The sequence below is a fragment of the Evansella clarkii genome (assembly GCF_002019695.1).
Classification (GTDB): domain Bacteria; phylum Bacillota; class Bacilli; order Bacillales; family Salisediminibacteriaceae; genus Evansella; species Evansella clarkii.
Map to the genome: position 1 here is coordinate 1678000 of NZ_KV917376.1, position 25691 is coordinate 1703690.

Below are 25691 nucleotides of genomic sequence, written 5' to 3' on the forward strand. Positions count from 1 at the left end.
GCAGACTGTGCGCGCCCCTGTTTTTATAAAACTTTTTAAAGACCAAGCATGATGAAGAAATAACCCCAGACGATTGCTGCTATGCCGATAAACGCGACGGAAATAATCATCGTCTGGCGGTACTCTTTTTTAAGCTTGACGAGCCCTTTTTCTTCCGCCAGGATCGATTTAATCGTGCTGTGAGATAAGCTCGTCTGTTTCATCTTATGATAGTAATCAAGCTCGTAATCCGTCGGCTTCGTTACGAGGGCAATGACAATCAGTGAAAGCACCCCAACAGCGAAGGAAATCATCAGCGAATCGATATGGACAGGGAGTGTTATGATTTCCCGCCTTGCAAGCTCGTCAATGATAACGAAGGTACTTGTTGCGATAAGCATACTTCCTGTAGCTGCTTTGCTGTTCATACGTTTCCACTCAAGACCCCCTACAATTGTCGGAAGCCAGCCTACTGCGAAGATGGACCCGGCGTAAATGGAAATCCAGTAAATAGCAGATGGCCGGGAGATTGCGATGAGACAGACAACTACTGCTATGAAAACCTGGGCGTATCTTCCAAGCATAAGGCTTCTTTTTTCGCTGATTTCTTTTCCTTTTCCAAATAGATGTTCATAAAGGTCCCGAGCCAATGCAAAGCCTGTTAATACAAATAAAGTCGATGCAGTGGACATAATGGATGCCATCAGACCGGCAAGGCCGATTCCTCCGAGCCCTGCTGGTACATGTTCAAGGAAGCCGATAACCATGACGTTATCAAGGTCCTGAATTCCTGGCTGAAGCACCTGCATACCTCCAGCTGCCAGAAAAACTGTTACCTGCATGAATGGAGCAAGGAAAACCCCGATAACCGCAGCTTTCAGAATGACAAAATCATTTTTAGCCGGGAATACCCTGGATACAAGTGCTGGTGTACATGCAAAAAACAGAATCCATACTAAGAACTGGGAAATAGACCATCCGAGAGGACGCTGTTCAGCCCCGCCTATTGTCCAGTAGAACGGAATTGTGTCTGCGAGAGCCTTCATTTCCCCGAAGGTGGCCTGACCCATGATCATCGGTGCTATAATGATAGAGATGGCAAGCATCGTAAAGAACATAATCGTATCAGTGATGACCACGCCGTACATCCCGCCCAATGCACAAAACACGAGGAGGGCCACAGTGAATAATATGATCATCCATTCAAAAGAAATTCCCGTAACAGAGCTTAGTACAAGGCCTGCCCCAATCAGCTGAATTACACCGTAGCCAAGAAGGCCGATAATCATGATAATTAAGGCAATAATGCTCACTGTATTGTTTTTAAATCGTTTTTCGAAAAAGTCCGGCATAGTCTTACAGTCTAAAGCTTTCATTTTTCTGCCTATATAAATGACTGCAATGAGTGTCCCAAGCCAGGCACCAAAAGAGCCGAGAGCAGCTATAACAAGCGGGCCTTCTGCATATGACTGGCCGGCGATCCCCATTAAAGTTACTGCACTTAAATATGTAGCGGCTAAAGTTCCAACTATTAATACGGTAGAGCCTCTTTCTCCCATTACATAGAAATCGTCTTTCGTTTTTACGAAACGGGCAACGATTGCCCCGGCAAAAACATAGATTGCCAGTACGATAAAAAAGATAACCTGAGTCATAGTTTTCCTCCTGATGATTCTGAATTAGTTAATATTCTTCTGCTTTTCTTCCTCTTCTCTTTCCAGTTTCCTGATAACAGGCAAATACTGCTTCCGTAAAATCCAGATGACTATTCCCGATGAGAGAAGTGTAGTGAGAAAGGCGTTGAAAAACAGGATAAATACATGGGTATTCATTTTTTCACCTCCTGAATTAATAGAAGCTTTTATTTTGTCTGTTTTAATAGAAAGCAAGAATCATGCCAAGAAAATTTGAAAATGTGTCTGGAATATGGCGTTTTATTAGCCTATAATTAAGGTTGCGATGGAGGTTTGAATCGAAAATGATTCTGATGAGCTGATTTCGAATCAAAAACAAGAGGGAGAGGTCAGTCATGAACCGATATCAATTCATTTTTCTGATTATTTTAAATTGATTTATCTATGGGAATATTTTTTCGTTAGAAATTATCTATATTATTTTGAAAAAAGTGTTGTATAAGAATGAAAACTGAGGTCTGTTTGCAAAGTGGCTTCCAATTATCGAAATAGACCGCTTTATTCTCGCAATCAGGTGGCCAATTCTCGAAATCGAGACTCCAATACTCGAAAACAAGCCCTCTATTCTAGAAACCCTGTTTGTGAAATCAACAACCCCATAAAAAGAGGTGATACAAGTGAAGGCGGCAGATTTATTCAGTCACACGGAATTTAAAGAAGTGCTCAATGTAATAAGTGACGGCCTGTTTTTTTCAGACGGCACCGGAAATACTTTATGGGTTAATGATGCGAGTGAGAAAATCCTAAATACGCCGAAAGAAAAGCTGATTGGGAAGAATGTGACGGAGCTTGAAGCGGAAAATATAATGAATCCTTCTGTTACACGGCTTGTGCTGGAATCGCGGAACACGATAACAACCCTTCAGTCTTCATACGGAGGACGGAAATATATCGTAACCGGGCATTTGCTTCGTCTGGAAGAGGAGGACCTGGTAGTTGTCCATTCCCGGGATATCACTAATGCGGTTGCCACTTCAGACAAGCTTGAAGAGACGGAGAGGCTTATCCGAAATTACAGCCGGGAGATTAAACAAATGAAAGATCAACCGTTGCCCCCAAAACAAAAATTCATTGGAAGCGGTAAGAGTTTCAGAGATCTTAACGACCTGGTGGAAAAGGCTGCTGGGGTGAACACGACCATTCTGATCACCGGTGAGACGGGTGTGGGTAAAAATGCAGTGGCTGAACAGATTCATGAGTTAAGTGACCGGCATAACAAACCCTTTGTACATATTAATTGCGGGGCTATCCCTGAATCTCTTTTTGAATCAGAATTATTCGGGTACAAAAAGGGCGCTTTCACCGGTGCCAATACAGCCGGTAAAGCGGGACTTGTAAAAATGGCGGAAGGGGGCACATTATTTCTTGATGAAATAAGTGAAATACCTATTCATCTTCAGCCGAAACTCCTTCAGCTTCTGCAGAATAAAACATATCTTCCCGTAGGAGAAACGGCAACGCAGGAAGCAGATATTCGAATTATCGCAGCGACAAATAAAGATTTATATGAAATGATGGAGAAAGGGAGTTTCCGGGAGGATCTCTATTACCGGTTAAATATCGTGCCTATTTATGTTCCTTCCTTAAAAGAACGCCCGGAAGATATTTTTCCGCTGCTCCAGTCCAATTTAAAATACTTTAACCACCTCCATGGAGAGATGAAGCATTTCTCCAGCCAGGTTATCGATATTCTGCTAAATTATGAATGGTCGGGTAATATAAGGGAGTTGGAAAATCTTGTGGAACGCCTTGTTGTAACATCCAGAGCCAGCAAAATTACTCCTGAAGATCTTCCTGAAAAAATCCAGTCCTTCAGTTCTGAAGCAGCCACCTATATTTTAAAAGATGATGAAAGTTTAAATGAAGCGATGGAGAGAATTGAAAAGAGTATCATTAGTGAAACATACCGGAAGTATAAAACGACAAGGAAAGCTGCTGATGTGCTCGGAATGTCCCAGTCGGGCGTTATGAGAAGGATAAAGAAATACGGCATAAAACCTGATCAGCAGTAATTTAATAACGAAAGGTTCGCTTTACATGTTATTTGAGTTAGTAATAATTTTTTTAATATTATTTTTCGGAAGCTTTGTCCAGGGGGTCAGCGGTTTTGGTTTCGGCCTTATTGCCATGAGCTTTCTGCCTCTTATTTTTACTGTCAAAGAAAGCACGCTTCTCGTCGTATCATTGGCGCTCGTGCTGGCGGTCAGCATCGCAATACAGTTGTTTAAGCACATTCACTGGCCTTCCCTGGGCATTATTTTAACAGCAGCGATCCTTGGCCGTTTCGGCGGATTTATCGTACTCCACAATTTTGGGGAAATGGATATATTAAAGGTAATCTTAGCTGTTTTCCTGATCGGGGTTGTAATTTACTTATTTATGGATATAGGGCCTGAACCTGGCAAGGAGGTTAACCATACTTGGCTTCCCGCAATTCTCGGTTTTAGCGGCGGTTTTGTAGGCGGAGTCTTCGCGGTTGGCGGGCCGTTTTTCGTTTTTTATTTTCTTATGCTGTTCCATAATAATAAATATACATACAGCGCAAACCTGCAGATCACTTTTGTTGTAACTGCCATTGTTACAGTGGTGCTCCATGGAGTGAGCGGAGACTTTACAACAGAGTTTCTCGGCTACTTTTTAATGGGAATTGTAAGTGTTCTCCTTGGTTCCCGGCTTGGCGTACTTTTATTTGCGAAGCTTTCCCAGAAAAATATAAGAAAGTTTGCAGGAGTGGTAGTCGCACTTGCTGCCATCAACCTCATGCTGTTTGGATGATAGATGGCCGGCTGCAACAAGATGGCGTTTTTCCAGGTGAAAGCCCAATTAGGAAGAAGCGTTGTAAACGTCCAACCGATGGGCATGCAGTTACATATGCTATGAGTGAAGCCATATTAAAAGGAGCTGAAATAATGTCTCATCCAGGTAAAGGACCGGAAGTTTGCCCGCCAGCAGAAGGAGCACCTGTTGCAGGGGCAGGAGCGGGCTTCGCTTTTGTTGTTGTAGTGTTTGTGCTGCTCGTAATAATCGGGGCAGTAATCGTAAGGCCATATTAGAAGTTTTTTCAGTAGTTCCAGTCAGCAGAGAACTATTGTGAAAAATTAATTTCTTATAATATAAGCAGCCTGTGCCGGCAATAAAACCGGACCAGGCTGCTTTATTCATGAGGAGAGATTTTAAGCAGATGTAAGGTATTTTTCAATATTTTTCAAAAAGGAAGCCAAAAACCTTGTTTAAAAAAGCGACATTGTTAAATTGTGAACAAACATTCATAATGCCTTCATAAAATGTGCCAGTTTTTAATAAAACTTATTTTATAATAGTACTAGATAGTGAAAGGAGGGGGGACTTTCGATCTGTTTTGCTGACATAGGGGAGTACACATTAATGGAGGGATTAAAATGAAGGGGAAAAAAGTATTACTTAGTATTTCTGCCGCTTGTCTGATGCTCTTTGCCGCTGCCTGCTCGGGGGATAATGAAGATGTAAGTTTAGGAGCAGTGGATAATAACGTTGGGGAAAGCGATTCCGCTGCAGAAACTAGTGGTCCAGTGGCAAAAAGTGGACAAGATCTTGAGCCTGTAATTGACGAGCTTATGAGCAATGAACTTTTAGTACCGCTTGGAAATGTGCCTGTTCCTGAAGATAACCCGATGACAGAAGAGAAAGTGGAACTAGGTCATCTATTATTTTTTGATACACGTCTTTCCGGTAACGATGAAGTAAGTTGTATGCACTGTCACATACCTGAATTAGGATATGGAGATGGAAGAGCTACATTCGAAACCTTCCATGGGGAAGATGGGCCGAGAAACTCACCAACTGTAATTAATTCAGCATACTATACTTCAAATTTCTGGGACGGCCGGGCTGAATCTTTAGAAGAGCAGGCACTTGGGCCAATCCAGGATCCGAACGAAATGAACATGTCGCTGGATGAGTTAATTCCTAAGCTGGAAGCTATAGAGGGATATGAGGAGTTATTCATTGAGGCAGGTTATGGAGACGGCATCACTCCGGAAGCCATTGGATATGCGCTTGCTGCGTTTCAAAGGTTAATCGTCGTTGAGAATACACCGTATGACCAGTTCCTGAATGGCGACAGAGAGGCTTTATCGGATGCGGAAATCCGGGGTCTTGATTTATTCGCCGGAGATGCAGGATGCATTAACTGCCACCAGGGTGAAAACTTATCGGATAATGATTTTTATAATATTGGACTGGACAAAGATGATGAAGGCCGTTTTGCTGTAACTGGGGATGAAGAGGATATGGGGGCTATACGCACACCTGGTTTATACGGCATAACACATACTGGCCCTTACATGAGTGACGGAAGCATCAGAACCCTGGAAGAAGTTATTGACTTTTATGACCGGGGCGGGGACGGACATGAGAACACACACCGCCTGATCACTGAGCTGAATTTAACGGATCAGGAAAAAGAGGATTTACTGGCGTTCCTTAAAGTACTTGGAGGAGAGCCGACAATGTTTTCGAAACCTGAGCTTCCTGGTACGAATGATTAAGTGAGTAGTGACGAGGGGGTGTCCGAAAAGCCTGGCTTTTGGTGACACCCTCTTTTTTTAGTCCGGGGACCGCTTTGCTGCAGAAACAAGGCGTGAAGCTTTTCTTTCGTCTCCTTTCGAAATTGATCAGCCTCTCTCTGGTTGTCCTGGTTTCCCATATATCGTTTTAAGCTGGATAAGTAATATTACTTATTTATGAAAGCGATTACACAGCTAAAGTAACGAAGTTATTTTGAAGTAGTTAGGTATATTTCATAGTCTTCAGAAAACTTCGTTAGTTCACTAGATAAACAAAGTATCCCGGGCTATAATCAGATTTGTGAGAGGTGGTAACTCTTTTTTTACATTATCTATTTTAAAAGGAGAACTGACTATGATTAAAAATGCCAGAAAGTATGCTGCTGCAGGTTTAGCTCTTACAATGCTTTTACCAGCCGGAATGACAAGTGTATCCGCTCAGGAAACGGTAAGCGGGCTGGATGTAACTCCTATTAAAGATCTTTACGAAGACTCATTTTCTGTCGGAGCAGCTGTGGAGCTTTATCAGCTTGAAGGTATCCACGGAGAAATGCTGAAGAAGCACTATAACAGCATCGTTGCGGAAAACGTCAAGAAGCCTCTTTATATTCAGCCGGAAGAGGGAGTTTTCTACTGGGATGATGCGGACAGAATCGTAGAATTCGCACGAGAAAACGACATGGAGCTTCGTTTCCATACATTGCTGTGGCACAATCAGGTACCGGACTGGTTCTTCCTTGATAAAGACGGAAATGAAATGGTAGACGAAACAGATCCGAAAAAACGGGAAAAGAATAAAAGAATAGTTTTAAAGCGTCTTGAAAAGCATATTAAAGAAGTGGTAAAACGTTACAGAGACGATGTAGATGCATGGGATGTAGTGAACGAAGTAATCGATCCATGGGCTTCTAATGATGAAGGGCTGCGTGAGTCAAAATGGTACCAGATTACCGGCACTGATTATATTGAAACCGCCTTCGTAACAGCGAGAAGATTTGCAGGCAAGGACGCTATGCTTTATATTAACGACTATAATACAAACGAATCACCGAAGAGAGAGTACCTTTATGATCTTGTAACGGACATGCTGGACAAGGGAGTGCCAATTGACGGTGTTGGACATCAGACACATATCAACGTGAGCTGGCCGGAAATCGATGAAATTAGCGAAACATTTGACATGTTCACCGATTTAGGGCTGGATAATCAGGTTACAGAGCTTGATATGAGTGTATATCCATGGCCTCCAAGCGGTGAATATAAGTCATATGAGGAAATTCCACAGGAAGTGCTCGACCTGCAAGCTGACAGATACAGAGATTTATTTGAACTGTTCGTGGAGAAAGACGAAGATATCAGCAACGTCACCTTCTGGGGGATCGCTGACGACCATACATGGCTCGATGACAGCCTTGTAGATTCTCCAGGCGGACCTGGTAAAGACGCACCTTTCGTATTTGATGTTAACTTCAATGTAAAGCCTGCTTACTGGGCACTTGTTGAAGCTGCACAAAAACAATAAAAACGATGAAGAGTGACTGGTCCCCTGCCTCGTCAGGAAGGGGGCCGGTTTTTGTATGATTTTGGTTAGTTTTGACTAAAAGAGGAGACTTAAGAGCCTTACAAAACATCGATTAATCGGCATTGCTCTTCACAGGTCTGAGCTTCAGCATTCCTCAACAAACTGCCCCGGAGTAAAAATATTGTAATTTTATAGCCCTTTTACACATAGCAGGAATACTCCTTTTTCCCTGTATTTTTTAACTGTATACTATGGTAACCTGTTCAATGAAAACGCCATCATGTCTGAGCTCTTACTTTTTGTCCAACATATTTACATAAAGTAGAGGAGACAAAAATTCAAGGGAGGAATATTTTATGGGAAATTTTAAAGATAGCGCCCGACGCGTACTGATTAGTATGTTGTCTGTTTTAGTCGTGTTTTCTCTGTTTTTACCTGGGGCTTCCGCAGAAAACGCAGAAAACAGTGAAACTCATAAACTGGCAATCATGGGAACTACCGATATTCACGCCCACATTATGCCATATGATTATATGGAAGATGTGGAGGATGAAACAATTGGATTATCAAAGGTTTACAGCGTAGTAGAAGAAATTCGCGAACAATATGATCATAGCCTGTTAATTGACAACGGTGATATGATTCAGGGCAGCATTCTGGGAGATATTGAGGCCACAGTGAACCCGAGGGAAGACGGCGGGAGCACTATTATCGATGTAATGAACTTTATGGGATATGATGCTGCGGCATTAGGGAACCATGAGTTTAATTTCGGCCTTGATCTGCTGGACCGGTTTGTAGATCAGTCTGAATTCACGTGGCTCGGCGGAAATATTTATAACGTGGGAACAGATGAACACCGTTATGATCCTTATGTTTTGATAGATCAGGAGATTGATGGGGAAGAACTGACCGTAGGAGTTCTTGGTTTTGTGCCGCCTCAGATCATGATCTGGGACAGGGTTCATCTTGAGGGCAATGTTTATGTAAACGAGATTGTTGAAACAGCGGAAGAGCTTATTCCGCAGATAAAGGCAGAAGGTGCGGATGTTATTGTTGTTGCTGCACATTCCGGTTTTGACCTTTCAGAAAATGCCAGTGAAAATGCTTCATACCAGCTTAGCCAGCTTGATGGAGTCGATGCTTTAATCACCGGGCACCAGCATTACACTTTCCCTAACGATACAGACCGTTACGGGGATATGGAAGGTGCTGATGTAGAAAAAGGAACTTTAAACGGCACTCCGACAGTTATGCCTGGAGCATGGGGAAGCCACCTTGGGCTGATAGAACTTGAGCTTGAGTTTAACGATGGAGAATGGTCGGTTGTTGGCGGGTTCGCCAATGCTATTGAAACAGCAGACTATGATTCTCATGAGGCTGTGGAACAGATCATAATGGAACGCCATCTGGAAACAGTTGAATATGTGAACAGCCCTGTCGGCGAGACAGTGAATGAGCTGAATACATTCTTCTCCCGTGTGATGGATAACGAAGTAGTTCAGCTTGTCAATGATGCCCAGCTTGATTTTGCAGAAAGCCGTTTTGAAGGAACAGAATACGAAGGTATGCCTTTATTGTCAGCTGCCGCACCATTCCGTGCCGGACGCGGCGGACCAGGTTACTTTACTGATGTTCGCGGAGACATTGCGATAAAGGATGTTGCAGACCTTTACATTTACCCAAATACAATTCATGTCGTGAAGGTTGACGGAAATGATCTTCGCGGCTGGCTGGAAGAGTCTGCACGGGCGTTTTTCCAGATTGACCCGGAGGCTGCAGAAGACCAGTATTTAACCGACATGGATTTCCGCGGGTACAACTTTGACACCATTGAAGGTGCAGAGTATTTAATTGATGTTACCCGTCCTGAAGGGGAACGTATCGTCAGCCTCACATATAATGGTGAGCCTGTAGAAGATGATGCGGAATACCTCGTTGTGACGAACAACTACCGTGCAAGCGGCGGAGGCGGCCACATCGCAGACGCTGAAAGCGCGGAAATAGTATATTCAGGTACGGAAGAAAACCGTGAAGTGCTGATTGATTACATTCGTGAACAAGGCACGATAGAAGTAGAAGTGACAAACAACTGGTCTATTGTCCCATTTGAAGCGGAAGGGCGTATTCTTTTCCAAAGCTCTCCTGAAGGGGCGGACTATATTAACCGTGCCGGAGTAGAAGGAATCTCTTTCGCAGAAATTGATACTAATGGCTGGGGTGTGTACGAATACCACACTGAAGAGATGGAATTTGTGGATTTCGATCCGTCGCTGAAAGGGAAGAATGCACTTGTTGCTTTATATAAAGCAGGGCTGATCGACAGTCCGGATAAAGATTTCCCGCCAGCGAAGCATATTAACCGAGGCAACGGCAATCCTGACCCGGGAAGCGGAAACAACAGAGGGAAGGGAAACAGTAACAGATAATGATAAGAGAGGGGCCGGCAGAAAGCCGGCTCCTCTTTTACTGCAGCTGCGTTCTGGGATGTATCGCATTAATAAGGCTTCACAAAATTAGTGGCCTAATTATATGAATGGAGCGTCGCACAGGCGTTAACTGTCTATTCTCCCGCCAGCTTAATCTTATAACCTGGTGCCAGTCCCCTGGAATGTGCATAGTATATTTTGTAAGTAAGTTCAAAGGATGATATTTCGGGTTTGCTTTTGTTGAAATATGTTATAATTTAAGAGTTAATTTGAGGTATTAATTTTATCCCGATGTAAGCGTCCGTAAAACTCCACTCTCAAAAAAGAGCAGGAGCGAAAATGTATAGTCCGAGTTAACGGACGCTTACATCCCGATTGGTTCAACTAACAATCAGTGGGGGGGATGAATAAAACCCCCACTGATTGAAGGTTCACTTTATTAGTAATGGAGATGTGTTAAGTATGAAGATAGCAGTTGCAGGCACGGGGTATGTGGGATTGTCGAATGCAGTGTTGCTTGCCCAGCACAATGAAGTGGTGGCGCTTGATATCGTCCAGGAAAAGGTAGACAAGATCAACAGTAAAGAATCTCCGATTGCGGATAACGAGATTGAAGATTTTCTGAAAAATAAAGAGCTGAACCTTTCAGCTACGACTGATAAAAAGAAAGCGTTCAAGGATGCTGAGTTTGTAATTATTGCCACACCAACAGATTACGATCCGGTACAGAATTACTTTAATACGAAGTCCGTGGAAAGTGTTATAGAAGGTGTGATGAAAGTAAACCCTCAGGCGGTCATGGTCATTAAATCCACGATTCCTGTAGGCTACACAAAAGAAATTAAGGAAAAATACGGGACAGATAATATTATCTTTTCTCCGGAGTTTCTTCGGGAAGGAAAAGCGCTCTACGATAACCTTTACCCTTCCAGAATCATCGTGGGGGAACAGTCTGAGCGTGCGAAGAAGTTTGCTGACCTTCTTGCTGAAGGGGCTGTAAAAGAAGATATTCCTGTTTTGTTTACGGAATCTACCGAAGCAGAAGCAGTAAAATTGTTTTCCAATACGTATCTTGCTCTCAGGGTTGCATACTTTAACGAACTTGATACGTATGCGGAAATCAAAGGTTTAAATACAAAACAAATTATTGAAGGAGTTGGTCTCGATCCCCGCATCGGCGACCACTACAATAATCCTTCGTTTGGTTACGGCGGTTACTGCCTGCCGAAGGATACAAAGCAGCTTAGAGCCAATTATGCTGACGTTCCTCATGAAATCATCGGTGCCATTGTTGATGCCAACTCTACAAGGAAGGATTTTATTGCTTCCCAGATTATGAAGAGAAAGCCTCAAACAGTGGGTATTTACAGACTGACAATGAAAACGGACTCTGATAACTTCCGGGCGTCTGCTGTACAGGGTATTATGAAGCGTCTCCGAGGTGAAGGCGTTGAAGTTGTTATTTATGAGCCGGTATTAGACACAGAGAATTTTGAAGGCTTCCGTGTCGTGAATGATTTCGAAGAGTTCAAAAATACAGCCGATGTTATCGTAAGCAACCGTATGTCGGGCGAACTTGAAGATGTAAAAGAAAAAGTGTATACAAGAGATCTGTATCAGCGGGATTAAATTTCAATTTTTTATCCCGATGTAAGCGTCCGTAAAACTCCCGCCTCAAAACATGAGTGGGAGCGAAGATGTTTAGGCGGGGATAACGGACGCTAACATCCCGATTGGTTCAACTAACAATCAGTGGGGGAATGAATAAAACCCCCACTGATTGAAGGTTCACTTTATAAGGGATGAGCCCTTACCAAAAATCCCTTCCGTCTTATACTATATTAATTAACTAAGCAGATGGTCAGGTGATCATTTGCTTGTTTTTTTACACTATAGAAAAGGATAAAATTTTGGAAGCGGAGCAGTCTCGGTGCAGATAAAATCTTTAAAGTTATAGTATAAGTGCAACTAAGGCAATCCTTCGCCTTGTATGGCTTGGCTGCAAAGTTTTCTTGAAGGAGGAGCGTAAGTTGGGGCTGGATGAGCTGATAAGACTGATGAATGATGTCAAACGGCGGGGAGAAGAGGATCCAGGTGCATGCGCCTGCGAAATGGTTAAATTTATTCAAGAGAGACTTGGCGGAAAGTTAAACCTCCCTGGACAGCGGGAAGATTAACAGCTTAGGAGAAAATGTCTGCAGAGCCGGCTTTGGCCACTGGTGGCATAAAGGGGCAGGGACGGCTCCATTATTTTGTAACGGGAGTTGGTATTGATATGAATATTCTGGTGACACCGGATTCTTTTAAAGGATCTATGACAAGTGCGGAGGCTGCTGAAGCAATATACAGCGGAATAAAGAAGAGCCCGTTTGCCGGAGCAAAAATTCAGATGGTCCCAATGGCCGATGGTGGTGAAGGAACAGCCGATGCGCTGCTAGCCCCTCTTCATGCAGAGAAGGTGCTGGTAAAGACAGTTGACCCAATAGGAAGAAAAACAGAAGGTTTTTTTGCCTGGAACGAAGAAAGAAAGCTAGCATTAATCGAAACTGCAGCAGCATCCGGAATCACTCTCCTTTCAGAACCGGAACTGGACCCTTTAGCGGCCACCACTCATGGAACTGGAATCATCATGAAAGCAGCCCTTGATAAAGGTGCGGAAGAAATCGTCCTTGGTATTGGCGGAAGTGCCACGGTTGATGGGGGAGCAGGCTGCCTCCAGGAGCTTGGCTGCGAGTTCTTTAATGAAAAAGGACAACCGATCCAGCGGGTTTCGGGCAGGCTGGAAGAAATAGAGCATATACATACTGAAAATCTGGATGTCAGACTTAAAAACGTAAAGCTGGTCATCGCGTCTGATGTTAAAAACCCCCTGCTTGGGGAAAAAGGAGCAATTGCAGTCTTTGGCCCGCAGAAGGGTGTCCTGAAAGAAGAAATCCCATTTTTCGAAAATGGTATGGAGCAGTTTGCTGAGTTAACAGTTAAAGCAACAGGTAAAGATTACAGAAACGCTCCAGGAGCAGGTGCTGCGGGAGGGGTCGGTTTTTCCCTTATGTCCTATTTTGAAGGGGAAATGAAAAATGGTTTTGATTTGATAGCTGAACTGACCAGCCTGGAAGAGAAAATTGAATGGGCGGACCTGGTTATAAGCGGCGAAGGTAAGCTGGACGAACAAACATTTTATGGGAAAGGGCCAATGGGTGTCGCAAGGACGGCCTTAGCCAAAAATAAAATTGTGCTTTTGTTCGGCGGTTCTGTGTCTGAGTCATTTATAAAAGGAACATATGATGAAGAAAATCTGATTCCGGTGTCTCTTACTCATGAAATTATCCCGCTGCAGCAAGCAATGAGTCATGGGAAACAGCTCCTCGAGCTGGCATGCCGGCAATCACTAAAGACACTTTATACCGGGGCTGACAGATTAGGCGGTTTTATTAATGGGGAGTAATCAGTCTTGCTGCTGTGTATTCAAATCGAAGGAAGCCCTCTCTTCCAGCATACAAAAGCCCGCCCTTTCCGCTTAGGGGGTAAGCGGGAGGCGGGTTTCTTCAAAAAGGGGGGGCAGTATTATATTTACTTACTCTGTTACTTCCAGCAGAGCTGATGCCCCTTTTTCAACATGGTTGAACTGGTGAGTTACGATTGGGTAAGTTCCAGGCTCTTTTACCGTGAATTCAACAACCGCTCCGCCGCTGGCAGGAAGGATCACCGTCTGGAGCCCTTTCATATGGTTTTCCGGGTTGCCGTCTACATATACATCATCCATTACTGTTCCTACTACGTGGAAGGAGCTGATTTCGTTCGGCCCTACGTTGTTGATATACATGCGGATCTTCTCGCCTACTTTAGCCTGGAGTGGAGCTTCTTTCAGGTCGTATGTTGTGCCGTTTGTGTTAATATCTCCTTCTTCCAGGGCTTTTGCGGAGAATACTACCTGGCTCGGAACGCCGTTTGTCATGTCATCTAAGTCATTATACTGGTACCATTCGTTTTGAATGAGTACGAACTCGCGGTCCACTTCGTCATCTGTTGGATAGCCGTCCTTCGGCATTACAATAATTACCCCGTGCATTCCGTTAGCAATGTGAGCCAGTACGGAAGGTGTTCCACAGTGGTACATAAAGACTCCCGGATAATTCGCTGTGTATGTGAAGGTGCCTTCTTCATTCGGCATTACATCGGCAAAATCACGTTTCGGGCTTGCGTGCACTGCATGGAAATCCATGGAGTGAGGGATAGCAGGGTCATGGTTCTTTAAGTTAAAAGTGATTGTATCTCCTTCGTTAACAACTACGAGGGGACCAGGGGCTTCGCCGTTAAACGTCCATGCTTTGTAAAGGAGTCCTTTGTCTATTTCGATATCTGTAATCTGAGATGTCATTTCCACATATACTTCATTTTCTCCGGTGCGTTCCACGATAACTGGTACTGGTTCCTGATGTAATCCATCATGTGCCGCGAATACCGGCATTCCGTTTCGTGTGTATTCACCATCAGTTTCATGATTTTCTTCAGAAGCTTCAGCGTCATTTTCATTTCCATTCTCGTTGTTTTCTTCAGCGGCATAAACAGTGTCATCGGAATTGCTGGTTTCTTCAGCATTACAGGCGACAGAGAGCATCATCAATATAATTCCGGCAAGTAAAAGCTTAAACCATTTAGCATATGACATACTCGATCACTCCTACCATTTTATTAGGCTCTGTTAAAGTGGAATGTAGTTTATATGCTTGAGCTCCCTTTATCCAATTTTCAACTGGATTCCGCTGCGCTCTGTGTGTCAGGTCAAGGCTGAAAACCAATCTGTTTCTTAACAAAGCCTTTGGTTAAGGAACGCTTTCCTTACCTTTAATATATAGGGGTGGGGGAGCATTCTTGGTGATTTGAATCACCTTTGTTAAGTTGTTCACAGGCCGTTCAAGCGTTATTCACAGAAAATTCTTAACTCTATATTGGAAGGGAAAATAGTAAATATACAGAAGACAGTCATGGGGAAAATCCTGGAGGAGAAGAGATCTGATCAAGCCAAATGACTGTAATACATACCCAGCCGCCTGCTATCATGGACATAGAAAAGGTCTAAAATGCTGTCTATGGAATGCAAAATGAAACTAAAGTAGGTGCGAAAATTTTTAAATGAGACAGAGAGAGGAGAATCAGATTGAAAGTTTTAAAGATAGCTAATATACCAGGTGATGGTGTAGGAAAAGAAGTAGTACCCGCAGCTTCTGAAGTTTTGAAAGCGCTGGAAGAAGTTCACGGAGGAATACAGTTTGAATTTGAAAATTTTCCATGGAGCTGTGAATATTATTTGGAGCACGGAAGAATGATGCCGGAAGACGGACTGGAAAGGCTCAGGAATTTTGACGCTGTTTTCCTCGGAGCAGTTGGAAATAAAGAGCTTGTCCCGGATCACATTTCGCTCTGGGAATTACTAATAAAAATTCGCCGTGAGTTTGAGCAGGTTATTAACGTCCGTCCGGCGAAAAGGTTCGATGGTATTCAGTCCCCGCTGGCTAACCCGAAGGACTTTGACCTTATTGTTGTCAGAGAAAACAGCGAAGGAGAGTACAGCTCCATCGGAGGAACAATCCACCAGGGCGAGGACGAAATTGCCATCCAGAATGCTGTTTTTTCAAGAAAAGGTACAGAACGGGCAATCCGGTACGCGTTTGAACTGGCCTCCAGACGGAAAAAGCATGTTACAAGCGCAACTAAGTCCAATGGAATTGTCTATTCTATGCCTTTCTGGGATAAGGTTTTTGAAGAGGTGTCGAGAGATTATCCTGGCTTTGAAACAGACTCCCAGCATATCGATGCTCTTGCAGCGTTTTTTGTAACACGCCCGGAAAAATTTGACGTCATCGTTGCAAGTAATTTATTTGGAGATATTCTTACAGATATTGGAGCTGCGATTATGGGAAGCATCGGTATAGCCCCGGCTGCAAATATAAATGTGAATGGGAAGCACCCATCCATGTTTGAGCCGGTGCACGGGTCTGCGCCGGATATCATAGGAAAAGGAATTGCAAATCCGGTGGGCCAGATTTGGACAGGCAAAATGATGATCGACCATTTTGGCGAGGAAGAACTTGGGCGTGAGCTCCTGGAGATTATTGACAATGTGACCCGGGATGGCTTCCTCACACCTGATGTGGGCGGCAGCCATACAACGAAAGAAGTAACGGACGAAATCATCACTCGTGTGCGAAAGCTGGGTTGATCGTTTTACTGAAACGAATTGCGAAAGCGTCTTGCATGCCCGCTTGCGGGAAAAAATAGAGTGAGCGGTAACGCAAGAGTGTCTTGCATGCCTGTTTAACAGAAAAAATAATATTAAGAGGTAACGCAAACAGTACAGAGGCACCCGGGCTGGGCCTAAACAGAATAAAAGTATAGGAGGCACATAAATAAATGAAGACATTCGCTGTTTTACTGCCAATGAAAGATGAGGAACTGACGAAAAAGTACAGACCGGCACATTTGGAGTTTTTGGAAAAAATGCACGAAGAGAAGAAAGTAGTTTTGTATGGAAGATTTGCTGAAGGTACCGGGGGGCTGGTAATCTATCAGGCGGAGGACCAGGAGGAAGTGGAAGCCTGGGTGAAAAAGGATCCCTACGTCTTACACGGCGCCAGAGAATATAAAATACATGAATGGGAGCTTGTTATTCCTATTAAATCTTGATAGCCACAGCTTACTTGCCGGCGGTCGCACCGCCTGGCAATTTTTTAATGTATGGCCGTGACTGATTTTACCACGTTCGCCGATAAACTATCCGATTTCGCCGATAAAATTAAAATTTCGCCGATAAACCTCCCAATATCGCCGATAAAATCACTTTTTCGCCGATATATCAATCTCTCCTCAGGAAACTACTAAAATATCACCTTTGCTCACTTTATAAATCTTACAATATTCAGTTTTTTGCCATAATGAAGTACCATATTTAACTGGTTAATAAGATATAATTTAATTAAAGATAATAAAAATTCAGGCGGCCTTTCTAAAAGAAGGAATTCACCACAAAATACCGATGCAGTGCAACTCCTTGCCTACCTATGAACAAGGCGTACCCACGCACCGGCATCCACCCACATCCACCCACACCCACCCAAACTTCTCTAAAGGTCCCATTGTTATCTGGCAAACTGATCCAGCCTGAGTTCCCACTGAACTCAGGCTTTGCTTTTAAATAAACGAGCGCAGAAGGGAGGCGGAACGATGCTGAAGAGAGGTGCAGTGGAAGTTTTTGAGAAAATATTAATTAACACGATCAAGACACCAGGAATCAGAGTTAACCGGGAAAACTTTCTGAAAGAATCCCTGGGGAAGTATGCCGACACACAGTCACAGCTTGAAACAGCAATAGAAAAAAGCCCTCTAGCTGCGGGGGTTCAGCTGAGTGTTCTGGATGCGACAGCCGTAAAGCTGATAGAGAAGCGGACAAAACAAACTTCGGCCGCCTCCCTCGTTTCCACGATGCCACTTGGAGCACCGATGGCAGCAACTGTACCGGCGGATATGCTTCAGTATATGTCTATATCTATCCGGCTGGCTCAGGAGCTCGCTTATTTATACGGCTTTAAAGGCTTCTGGGATGGAGAAAACATGAACAGCAGCAGAGTAAAGGAAGAAATCATTCTGTTTCTGGGAGTCATGGCAAAGGTTAAAGGTGCTGCATCCATCATCAGGATAATTAAAGCAACTGATGAAGGGCGGACCATCCTCAATTTTCCGCGTAAATCTATCATTAAATTAATGTACTATCCTATTTTACGAAAAATAACCACACTGATTGTTACTAAACAGTCATTTTCCAAAGGGATTACCAAAGTCGTCCCGATGCTTGGCGGGCCCGTATCCGGCGGCTGGACCTTCGCAAAGATGAAGGTAATGGGCGAGCGGCTCCGGAAAGTTTTATCCGATGCTTCCCGCAGTTATAAGGAGGAAGACCTTCTCAAGGATCTTCGTGCTGTAAAACATGAAGTTCTGACAGAGATTGGATATGAATATACAGGTTACAGACTGGAGGCAGAAACCTCAGCGACGGGAAAACCATGATAATTACGAGATTTATAGTGTAAAGAATTGAGAGGAGGTTTTATTAATGAAAGCAACTAAATGGTACACCTACACTTGTGAAGGAGTGATCAAACAACTCAGGACCAATGCTAAAACCGGATTGACTAAAGAAGAAGCTGTCCGGCGGACGGAAACATACGGTAAAAATGAACTGCCTGAAGCCGAGAAAGACCCTCAGTGGAAAAAATTCATCAGGCATTTTCATGATGTTTTGATATATGTCCTTCTCGCAGCGGCTGTGGTCACAGCTGTCCTCGGCCACTATATTGACACAGCTGTTATTCTGCTGGTTGCTGTCATAAACGCTTTAATTGGCTATATCCAGGAAAATAAGGCGGAGAAGGCTCTCGATGGCATCAGGAATATGCTCTCCCTTAAAGCAAATGTCATCAGGAATGGGGTGCGTACGGAGATTCCGTCCAGTGAAGTGGTGCCAGGAGATATCGTTGTACTCAGTGCCGGGGATAAAGTACCAGCGGACATCCGCATCCTCCGGGCCGATAATTTAAAGGCTGAGGAGTCCCCCCTTACTGGAGAGTCCCTTTCTGTTGAAAAAAAGCAGGATGTTCTTCCTGATGACACTGTCCTTGGCGACAGGAAAAACATGGTGTTTTCCGGTACATCCATTGCCTCTGGTTCAGGACTTGGAGTTGCTGTGGATACAGGGGAGAAAACGGAAATAGGCAAGATTAACACCTCCATCGCCGAAGTGGAAAAAATCCAGACACCCCTGCTCAGGCAGACAGCGAAATTTGGAAAAATGATTTCTGTTGTCATCTTGTTTGGAGCAGCTGCGATGTTTATTTTCGGCTATGTGTTTCATGATTATGAGGCGGCGGAGCTCCTCCTTGCTGTGATTGGCCTTGCTGTTGCCGCTATTCCGGAAGGACTTCCTGCCATTTTATCGATAATATTAGCTATAGGTGTGCAGACGATGGCTGGAAATAATGCAATCGTCAGAAGTCTCCCATCTGTTGAAACATTAGGTGCTGTTTCTGTCATATGTTCTGATAAGACAGGCACCTTGACGAAAAATGAGATGACGGTAACCGCATTGGTTTTACCAGAAGGTGAATATGAAGTTACAGGTACTGGCTATTCTCCGGAAGGACAGATCCTTTCTGAAGAAAGAGGGAAACAGGATGACCATGTACTGCAGGAATTTCTTACTTGTGTAAAAACGGTCAATGAGGCGAGTTTGCAGAAAGACGAAAATGGCAGATGGACAATAAGCGGCGAGCCTACAGAAGGCTGCCTGGTATCCCTTGCTGAGAAGGCTGAGTTCTCTGTGCCTAAGCTAGAGGCTGTGGCAAAAATTCCATTTGATTCTTCGTATAAATATATGGCTTATCTTACAGAAAAGGATGGAGAAAAGGTCATTTATATTAAAGGCGCTCCTGACCGTCTTTTTGGCATGGCAGATCTTGAGCCAGGCTCTCCGGAAAGGACCGCCTGGGAAAATAAAATGACCAATCAGGCACAGCAGGGAAAAAGGGTGCTGGCTGCGGCTATGAAAAAAGTGGATGCAGATAAAATAACTCTTGGCCATGATGATGTATCCTCCGGGCTCACGATCCTTGGTCTCGCAGGAATTATTGACCCGCCCCGGGAAGAGGCAATCACAGCTGTAAGAGAATGCAGAAAAGCAGGAATAACGGTAAAAATGATTACCGGGGATCATAAAGATACCGCTGTAGCTATAGGAAGGGAACTGGGAATCGGCGATGGCGTGAAGGCTGTAGAAGGAAGAGAGCTTGATAAAATGTCCCCTGAGGAACTGGCGAAAGCTGCAGCCGAATACGATATTTTTGCAAGAACGAGCCCGGAAAATAAACTGCAGCTTGTACAGGCGCTCCAGGAGCATGGGCATATTTGCGCCATGACAGGGGACGGAGTAAATGACGCACCGGCGCTTAAGCGGGCGGATATTGGAGTTGCCATGGGAATCAAGGGGACCGAGGTTTCCAAAGATGCCTCCCAGATGATTCTCGTGGACGATAACTTTAATACAATTGTCAACGCTGTCCGGGAAGGCAGGAGGGTATACGATAACTTGAAAAAGACGATTCTGTTTATCCTTCCTACTAACGGGGCAGAGGCGTTTCTCATTTTCGCGGCGATTTTATTCGGCACTATGATGCCCCTGACCCCGGTTCAGATTCTCTGGGTGAATATGATAACAGCCGTGACAATCTCTCTTGCCATCGCATTTGAAAAAATGGAAAAAGGAACGATGGACAGGCCGCCGAGAAATCCAGATACGAAACTGTTAAGCGGGTACTATATTTTCCGGATCGTCTTTGTTTCTCTCTTAATTGGCGGAGGCATACTCGCCATGAATGCTGACCTGATGACGAATGGGTATGATCCAGCGGTAGTTAACACAGTGACGCTGCAGGCTCTCGTGATCGCCCAGTTGTTTCATCTTTTTAACTGCAGAAGTGAAAGGAATTTTGCATTCGGTAAAGGTTTCTTCTCAAATAAGATTGCGTTTATTGTCTCAGGTTTGCTTATCCTGATTCAGCTTGCGGTCACTTATGTGCCGTTTATGAATACGATTCTTGGCACAGTGCCTATCAGTGCAGAATACTGGGTTATCCCTGTTGTTATTGGCCTGGCAGTATTCATTATTGTAGAAATAGAGAAATGGATTACGAGAAAAATAACGGAAAAAAGGATGGCAAAGTAAAATAAGCGAAATCCCCGTCAGTGGCTGGGGATTTTCGCTTATTTGCAAGGATATTTAAGAGAAAAGCTTAATTCTTATGCCGATGTGCTGGTGCTGGCTTTGTCAGTAGCGGGCGCATCGGAAGGAAGGTCATTGACAAGAACAATTCTTCCGTTAATTTTACCTGCCTCCAGGTCTTCGAACACCTTATTTATGTCGCTCAGTGGTGCAGTGTCCACAATTGTTTTTACTTTGCCCTCGGCTGCAAACTGGAGGGACTCCTGAAGGTCTTTACGGGTTCCCACGATAGAGCCTACAATACTTACCCCGTTGAGCACAGTGTCAAAAATAGGTACTTCCATCATTTCCGGTGGCAGCCCTACCGCCACACATTTGCCACCTCTCTTAACCGCTCGGTATGCTTCTGAGAATGCCGGCTTGGAAACAGCTGTGCAAATGGAAGCCTGGACTCCGCCAACTTCCCGCTGGATAAATTCTGCGCTATCCTCTGTCAGAGGGTTAATTACTTTATCAGCTCCAAGTTCCGTGGCAAGCTGGAGCTTTTCGTCAAATGTATCTACTGCCACAACGTTGTAGCCCATTGCTTTCGCATACTGGACGGCAACATGTCCGAGCCCGCCAATACCATATATGGCTACCCAGTCTCCTGGTTTTGCCTCTCCAACTTTGAGCGCTTTATAAGTTGTAACGCCGGCACAGAAAATCGGAGCAGCGTCAACGTACTCAAGGTTGTCAGGAAGTTTAACTACATAATTTGCTTCTGCCAGGCAGAAGTCTGCATAGCTTCCGTCTACAGAATAACCGGCATTCTGCTGGCCGTGGCAGAGTGTTTCTCTTCCGGTTAAACAGTATTCGCAGTGGCCGCAGGCGGAATAAAGCCATGGTATTCCTACACGGTCCCCGATTCGAAGATGATTTACATTTTCTCCAATTTCAACCACTTCTCCTACACCTTCATGCCCTGGGATGAGCGGAAGATTAGGCTTCACCGGCCAGTCTCCGTGAGCGGCATGAAGGTCTGTATGGCAGACTCCGCAGGCTTTGATCTGGACTAATACCTGTCCGCTGCCAACCTCAGGAACTGGTACTTCCTCTATTTTTAATTCCTGTTTGAACTCGTGCACAACTGCTGCTTTCATCAACTTTTTCCCCATTTTAAACTCCCCCTCATTAATTAGCTTTCCTGTTTACTGAGGACAGCCTGGAAGCGGTCCGGCTGTCATAGTTTTATATTAACAGGCAAAGGGAATCAGGAGCAGGTGGGTGTGATTTAATTCACAGAATTGCCATAGCAAAGTATACAGATTGTGAACATTTTTCAGTAATTCACATGATCAACGATTACAGAAAAACAATTTCTTAGTTTTGCAGATTGCTGTAATCAAATAGTCCCAGGTAATCGCTGGTAAAGCTATGATATTGTTTGCGCTTTCAGCACGTCTGTGTTACGTTTTCTTATGGAAGAAAAATTTTTGTGAATTAAAAGATTTCTTATTTTTAAAGGAGGGCTTAGCTTTGGTATTACCATTCAAACATGAACCATTTACTAATTTCAAAGATGACCAGAACCGCCAGGATTATAAAGATGCCCTGGAAAAAGTAAAGGGCCAGCTTGGGCAGGATTACCCACTTGTAATTAACGGCGAGAGGATTTATACGGATAATAAAATCACTTCCTATAACCCTTCCAATAAAGAAGAAGTAATCGGCCATTCTTCTATGGCTACAAAAGAGCATGTTGACCAGGCAATGGAAGCTGCGAATGAAGCTTTCAAGGAGTGGAGAACATGGAGCGCTCAGGCGCGTGCAGAAATTATGTTCCGTGCAGCTAACCTGATTCGCCGCCGCAAGCATGAGTTTTCCGCATGGTTATCTTATGAAGCAGGTAAGCCATGGGGACAGGCAGATGGCGATACGGCGGAAGGAATTGACTTTCTTGAGTACTATGGCCGCCAGATTCTTGAACTGGACAAAGGGAAGCCATTAGCTGACCGTCCGTTTGAAAACAACTCTTATTTCTACCAGCCGTTAGGCCCTGGTGTTACAATCCCGCCGTGGAACTTTGCTTTTGCAATTGTTGCCGGTACTGTTGCAGCGCCAATCGTCACTGGTAACACAGTGTTACTTAAGCCATCTGAAAACACGCCTGTAATCGCGTATAAACTGGTGGAAGTACTGGAAGAAGCAGGACTGCCAAAAGGCGTACTTAACTTCGTCCCAGGGGATCCTGCGGAAATCGGTGACTATCTTGTAGATCACAAAGATACACACTGGATCAACTTTACAGGTTCTGTACCAACTGGACAGCGTATTTTTGAACGCGCTGCTGTAAGGCAGAAAGGCCAGAACCACATTAAGCGTGTAATCGCTGAGATGGGCGGTAAGGATACAATTATCGTTGATAACGATTCTGATCTTGATCTTGCTGCACACTCCATCGCACACTCTGCGTTCGGATTCTCCGGCCAGAAATGTTCTGCATGCTCCCGTGCTATTGTTCATGAGGACGTGTATGACGAAGTGCTTGAAAAAACAATCGAGTATACAAAAGAATTCTCTGTCGGCAACCCGGTAGAAGAAGATGTTTATATGGCTGCTGTTGTTAACCAGAAGCAGTTTGATAAGATTAAAGATTATATTGAGATTGGCAAAAAAGAAGGCGAGCTTGCATATGGAGGCGAAACAGACGACTCTAAAGGCTTCTTCGTTCACCCAACGATCTTTAAAGATGTGGATCCTGAAGGAAGAATCATGCAGGAAGAAATCTTCGGGCCTGTCGTTGCTTTCACAAAAGCGAAAGACTTCGACGAGCTTCTTGATATCGCCAACAACACAGAGTACGGCCTGACTGGAGCGGTTATTTCCAACAACCGTGCCCACCTGAACCGTGCCCGCCATGAATTCCATGTTGGTAACTTGTACTTCAACCGCGGCTGTACTGCGGCAATCGTAGGATACCACCCATTCGGCGGATTCAAAATGTCCGGAACTGACTCTAAAGCAGGCGGACCGGATTATCTCGTAAACTTCCTGAACGCTAAATCCGTTTCAGAGATGTTTTAAGAGAATAGAAGATAAATAGAAAACGGCCGCATTTTGCGGCCGTTTTTTTAGTGAGTAGGGGGGCAAGATTAGAATTATTTTAAGTTGTGCGATCCGCAACTTAAGTCGTGCAAATCCCTCGAGAAGTCGTGCGAACCCCAACCGAAGTTACGCGATCCTCACTGAGAACTAGATATCCCCTCTTATTAATACCCTCCAATCGACAAATACTTCGTTTCCAGGTAAGGCTCGATACCTTCAAGGCCACCTTCACGTCCGAGGCCGCTTTCTTTCATTCCCCCGAAAGGAGCATGTGCCGCAGAAGGACCTCCGTCGTTCCAGCCAAGTATGCCGAATTTAAGATTTTCGTGCAGGAAGGTTCCTGTACGGTAATCATTTGTGAAGAAATAGGCAGCAAGCCCATATGGGGTGCTGTTGGCAATATCCACTGCTTCTTCAATGGACTGGAAGCTAGTAATTGGTGCTACCGGGCCGAAAGTTTCCTCGTGCATGATTGTCATTTCCGTCGTGACATTTTTCAGCACGGTCGGTTTTATAAAGAAGTAGCCTTTTTCTTTATCACTGTCGTATTCCTGGCCTGCTGCTACTTCTGCCCCTTTTTCCACCGCATCCTCAATATGCTCTTTAATTTTTTCAAACCCTTGCTCATTAATAATCGGACCAATATCAGTTCCTTCTTCAAATCCGTTGCCGGTTTTCAGTTTATTCGTTGCTTCTGCCAGTTTATCCGCGAACTCGTCGGCAATGCTTTCATGTACGATGATACGGTTAGCGCAGACGCATGTCTGTCCTGAATTTCTGAACTTAGTGGAGATCGTCTGCTCTACAGCCAGATCAATATCGGCATCTTCCGCCACAATAAGAGGTGCGTGCCCACCCAGTTCCATTGTTACATGCTTAACAGTATCAGCACTGTTTTTTATCAGAGATTTTCCAACAGGTGTACTTCCGGTAAAAGTAATTTTGCGAACGTATTCACTGCTTGTGAAGAGATCGCCAACAACGCTGCCCCTGCCGTTCACATATTGCACAGCTTCCTCAGGTATGCCGGCTTCATGAGCAAGTTCAATGAACCTCATACCTGATAAAGGAGTCTCAGATGCAGGTTTCACGATAAAAGTACAGCCGGCTGCCAGTGCAGGTGCCGCTTTTCGCGCCATCATTGCGGCAGGGAAGTTCCATGGAGTAATCGCCGCCACAAGCCCCACAGGCTCCTTTGTTACGATAAGACGCTTTGACTCCATATGAGTGGGAATCGTCCGTCCGTATATCCGCTTCGCCTCTTCCGCGAACCAGTCGATGTAAGCGCAGGAATACAACACTTCTCCCTGTGCTTCTTTCAAAGGCTTACCGTTTTCTTTCGTAATAAGCTCCGCCAGTTCATCTTTATGCTGACGAACTTTTTGAGACCATTTTTGCAGGAGCCGCGCCCGCTTGTGGGCATTTACGCTGGACCACTCCTTAAAAAACTTATGACCGTTTTCGATTTTCTGTTTAATCTCTTCTTTACTGTCTGCCTGAATCTCTTTGATTACTTCTCCGGTTGCAGGATTTGTTACCTGGATTGTTTCAGCCATGCTTAAAAACCCCTTTCTACTGGAAAATTTAATATTCTGTCACTTACATTACTTCTACTAAAACGCCGTTTTTCCTGTTTAAGGAGAGATTAACTTTTTTTATGGGTATGAA

19 protein-coding genes are annotated in these 25691 nt (G+C 44.3%); 14 read left to right on the plus strand and 5 right to left on the minus strand.

What is annotated here, in order from left to right; translation table 11 throughout:
* Positions 1-35: 35 nt before the first annotated feature.
* Both BK582_RS07725 and BK582_RS26855 read right to left on the minus strand, forming a co-directional pair.
* Entirely contained in the window at positions 36-1634 is a 1599-nt protein-coding gene (locus tag BK582_RS07725; protein ID WP_078593972.1) for a sodium:solute symporter family protein, read from the minus strand.
* Between the two features lie 24 nt (positions 1635-1658).
* Entirely contained in the window at positions 1659-1811 is a 153-nt protein-coding gene (locus tag BK582_RS26855; RefSeq protein ID WP_167553043.1) for a hypothetical protein, read from the minus strand.
* Positions 1812-2290: 479 nt separating this feature from the next.
* On the opposite strand from BK582_RS26855, the gene BK582_RS07730 reads away from it, so the two are divergent.
* The 9 genes from BK582_RS07730 to BK582_RS07765 all read left to right on the plus strand — a co-directional run bounded on the left by BK582_RS07730 (position 2291) and on the right by BK582_RS07765 (position 13613).
* Positions 2291-3685: a sigma-54 interaction domain-containing protein gene (locus tag BK582_RS07730; RefSeq protein ID WP_236939106.1), complete on the plus strand. Its 1395-nt coding sequence runs from the start codon at positions 2291-2293 to the stop codon at positions 3683-3685.
* A 25-nt stretch (positions 3686-3710) separates the two neighbouring features.
* A complete protein-coding gene (locus BK582_RS07735; protein ID WP_078593976.1) occupies positions 3711-4448 on the plus strand; it encodes a sulfite exporter TauE/SafE family protein in 738 nt (245 codons plus the stop codon).
* Positions 4449-4582: 134 nt separating this feature from the next.
* Positions 4583-4726 (plus strand): sporulation protein YjcZ, encoded by a 144-nt coding sequence (yjcZ, locus tag BK582_RS26445; protein ID WP_134163543.1) that lies wholly within the window; start codon positions 4583-4585, stop codon positions 4724-4726.
* Between the two features lie 345 nt (positions 4727-5071).
* The gene (locus BK582_RS07745; protein ID WP_078593980.1) at positions 5072-6199 is read left to right on the plus strand and encodes a cytochrome-c peroxidase; all 1128 of its coding nucleotides are present in this window, start codon (positions 5072-5074) and stop codon (positions 6197-6199) included.
* A gap of 373 nt (positions 6200-6572) precedes the next feature.
* Positions 6573-7739 carry an endo-1,4-beta-xylanase gene (locus BK582_RS07750; RefSeq protein WP_078593981.1) on the plus strand — a complete coding sequence of 389 codons (1167 nt, stop codon included), beginning with the start codon at positions 6573-6575 and terminating at the stop codon, positions 7737-7739.
* Between the two features lie 356 nt (positions 7740-8095).
* A complete protein-coding gene (locus BK582_RS07755) occupies positions 8096-10168 on the plus strand; it encodes a bifunctional 2',3'-cyclic-nucleotide 2'-phosphodiesterase/3'-nucleotidase (protein ID WP_078593983.1) in 2073 nt (690 codons plus the stop codon).
* A 462-nt stretch (positions 10169-10630) separates the two neighbouring features.
* The gene (locus BK582_RS07760) at positions 10631-11797 is read left to right on the plus strand and encodes a nucleotide sugar dehydrogenase (RefSeq protein WP_078593985.1); all 1167 of its coding nucleotides are present in this window, start codon (positions 10631-10633) and stop codon (positions 11795-11797) included.
* 401 nt (positions 11798-12198) lie between these two features.
* Positions 12199-12345 carry a hypothetical protein gene (locus tag BK582_RS26860; RefSeq protein WP_169910896.1) on the plus strand — a complete coding sequence of 49 codons (147 nt, stop codon included), beginning with the start codon at positions 12199-12201 and terminating at the stop codon, positions 12343-12345.
* 14 nt (positions 12346-12359) lie between these two features.
* Positions 12360-13613 (plus strand): glycerate kinase, encoded by a 1254-nt coding sequence (locus BK582_RS07765; RefSeq protein ID WP_078593987.1) that lies wholly within the window; start codon positions 12360-12362, stop codon positions 13611-13613.
* A 129-nt stretch (positions 13614-13742) separates the two neighbouring features.
* Here the strand turns inward: BK582_RS07765 and BK582_RS07770 are convergent, their stop codons facing one another.
* Entirely contained in the window at positions 13743-14837 is a 1095-nt protein-coding gene (locus BK582_RS07770; protein ID WP_236939108.1) for a multicopper oxidase domain-containing protein, read from the minus strand.
* 489 nt (positions 14838-15326) lie between these two features.
* Here BK582_RS07770 and BK582_RS07775 point away from each other — a divergent pair, with 489 nt between their 5' ends.
* The 4 genes from BK582_RS07775 to BK582_RS07790 all read left to right on the plus strand — a co-directional run bounded on the left by BK582_RS07775 (position 15327) and on the right by BK582_RS07790 (position 20939).
* Positions 15327-16388 (plus strand): tartrate dehydrogenase, encoded by a 1062-nt coding sequence (locus BK582_RS07775; RefSeq protein WP_078593990.1) that lies wholly within the window; start codon positions 15327-15329, stop codon positions 16386-16388.
* 191 nt (positions 16389-16579) lie between these two features.
* Positions 16580-16852 (plus strand): YciI family protein, encoded by a 273-nt coding sequence (locus BK582_RS07780; RefSeq protein WP_078593992.1) that lies wholly within the window; start codon positions 16580-16582, stop codon positions 16850-16852.
* Positions 16853-17389: 537 nt separating this feature from the next.
* The gene (locus tag BK582_RS07785) at positions 17390-18229 is read left to right on the plus strand and encodes a hypothetical protein (protein ID WP_078593995.1); all 840 of its coding nucleotides are present in this window, start codon (positions 17390-17392) and stop codon (positions 18227-18229) included.
* Positions 18230-18275: 46 nt separating this feature from the next.
* Positions 18276-20939: a cation-transporting P-type ATPase gene (locus BK582_RS07790; protein WP_078593997.1), complete on the plus strand. Its 2664-nt coding sequence runs from the start codon at positions 18276-18278 to the stop codon at positions 20937-20939.
* A gap of 74 nt (positions 20940-21013) precedes the next feature.
* Here BK582_RS07790 and adhP read toward each other — a convergent pair whose 3' ends face one another.
* The gene (gene adhP / locus BK582_RS07795; protein WP_078597882.1) at positions 21014-22078 is read right to left on the minus strand and encodes an alcohol dehydrogenase AdhP; all 1065 of its coding nucleotides are present in this window, start codon (positions 22076-22078) and stop codon (positions 21014-21016) included.
* Between the two features lie 376 nt (positions 22079-22454).
* Between adhP and pruA the strand changes: the two genes are divergently transcribed.
* Positions 22455-24002: an L-glutamate gamma-semialdehyde dehydrogenase gene (gene pruA, locus BK582_RS07800; protein WP_078594000.1), complete on the plus strand. Its 1548-nt coding sequence runs from the start codon at positions 22455-22457 to the stop codon at positions 24000-24002.
* Positions 24003-24187: 185 nt separating this feature from the next.
* Here the strand turns inward: pruA and BK582_RS07805 are convergent, their stop codons facing one another.
* A complete protein-coding gene (locus BK582_RS07805) occupies positions 24188-25579 on the minus strand; it encodes an NAD-dependent succinate-semialdehyde dehydrogenase (RefSeq protein ID WP_078594002.1) in 1392 nt (463 codons plus the stop codon).
* Positions 25580-25691 lie beyond the last annotated feature (112 nt).